The sequence below is a fragment of the Jatrophihabitans sp. genome (assembly GCF_036389215.1).
GTDB lineage: Bacteria > Actinomycetota > Actinomycetes > Mycobacteriales > Jatrophihabitantaceae > Jatrophihabitans_A.
The window spans coordinates 1-1786 of the sequence record NZ_DASVQG010000347.1 but is presented as its reverse complement, the minus strand read 5'-3'; the positions used below and the strand labels follow the sequence as shown (position 1 = coordinate 1786).

Annotated in this window: 2 protein-coding genes; both read left to right on the top strand. The window is 69.6% G+C overall.

Annotated features, from left to right (window positions below):
- Positions 1-305 precede the first annotated feature (305 nt).
- Positions 306-773, top strand: a complete 468-nt coding sequence (locus VF542_RS20020) for a GreA/GreB family elongation factor (RefSeq protein WP_408653460.1) — start codon at positions 306-308, stop codon at positions 771-773.
- Positions 774-868: 95 nt separating this feature from the next.
- A complete protein-coding gene (locus tag VF542_RS20015; protein WP_408653459.1) occupies positions 869-1732 on the top strand; it encodes a PPK2 family polyphosphate kinase in 864 nt (287 codons plus the stop codon).
- Positions 1733-1786 lie beyond the last annotated feature (54 nt).

Genomic DNA, 1786 nt, shown 5'->3' with positions numbered 1-1786 from the left:
ACCCTCGGGCAGCCAGCCCTCGGCGTAGTGGGCGTGCAGGTCGACAGGACCGTCGCCGGCTGGTGCGTCCGGCGCGGAGCCGGCCGGTAGCAGAACGCGCATGGCTGCTATCTCAGCACAATCCGCCCCGGGAACACCTTCTCCGACCGGCGCGCCGGGCAGTGGCCCGCGGGCGCCACCGGAGCGCCGGCCGTACCTTGCGAAATTGCTGGTCACATTCAGGAACGTTTTGCGGGCCAGCGGAGTTGCTACAGATTTAGACAGCCATCCGACGAACGGCTCTAAAACGACATTAAGGAACCTCCATGACGATGATCGTGCCTTCCCTCTCACCGTCAGCCCACGCTGCCTTGGCGGCCCGGCTGGAGGACCTCCAGGCGCAACGCACGCAGACGGCGATCGAGAGCATCCCGCCCGGTGGCTCGGGCGACGCTGCCGATCACGCGGGCAACGTCGAGGCGTTGATCCGGCTGGGTGAACTCGACGCCCGGATCGCGGCGCTGCAGGTGCAGTTGCAGGCCCCCATCACCGAGGCTCCAGCCGCTCAGGTCGCCGAGATCGGCAGCCTGGTGACCCTGCGGTTCTCCGACGACGACGAGGACCAGCAGTTCCTGATCGGGCTGGTCGAGCAGGCCGCCCCCGGCGTCGAGGTGATCACCCCGACCAGCCCGCTGGGTGCGGTGCTGCTGGGCGCCCAGCCCGGAGACGAGCTGACCTACCGGGTCGCCAGCGGAGCGAGCATGACGGTCACCCTGCTCGAGATCGCCGGCTGAGCACTGCTCGACGGCGGCACTGCTCGACGGCTGGCGCGGGCCGACGGCGGCGGGCGGCTCGACGGCTGACGTCGGGTCGCCAGTAAGGTGGCCGGATGACGCCGAAGCCAGTCGCCAAGGCCGTGCCGTTGCGCGAGACCCTGCGGGCTGCCCAGGGTCCGGTCACCCTGCTCGGCTACGACGCCACGAGCAAGCCGCTGGCTCCGCGGTCGAAGTCCGAGGCGGCTAAGGAGCTGGCCAAGACGGGGAAGGTGCTGGCCGCCCAGCAGGAGATGCTCTTTGCCAACGGCGCCAACGGTGACCGGCGGCGGGTGTTGCTGGTGCTGCAGGGCACCGACACCTCGGGCAAGGACGGCGTGGTCAGCCATGTGGTCGGACAGGTCGGCCCGGCCGGGGTGCGCATCACCTCGTTCAAGAAGCCGACCGCCGAGGAGGCGGCGCACCACTTCCTGTGGCGGATCCGCCGGGCGCTGCCGCCCGCGGGCATGATCGGGGTCTTCAACCGCTCGCACTACGAGGACGTGCTGGTCACCCGGGTGCACGAGAGCATCGACGACGACGCCTGGGCCGAGCGGATCGCCGACATCAACGCCTTCGAACGTCAGCTGGCGGAGTCCGGGACCGTCCTGCTCAAGTGCTTCCTGCACATCAGTTATGGCGAGCAGCGCGCGCGGCTGCTGGCCCGGCTGGACGATCCCACCAAGGTCTGGAAGTTCAACCCCGCTGACATCGACGAGCGGGCCTACTGGTCGGACTACCAGTCCGCCTACGCCGCCGCGATCGCGGCCACCTCGACCGAGTCGGCACCCTGGTACATCGTTCCCAGCGACTCCAAGTGGTACCGCAACTGGGCGGTCAGCCAGCTGCTGCGCGACGCGCTGCTCGGGCTGGAGCTGAGCTACCCGGCGGCCGACTTCGACGTCGAAGCCGCCCGGGCGCGGTTGCAGCCACCCTTCTGACGGCTGAGCCCTGATCGGGTCGCCCCTACCCGGCTGTCAGGGCCTGCTGGTTGT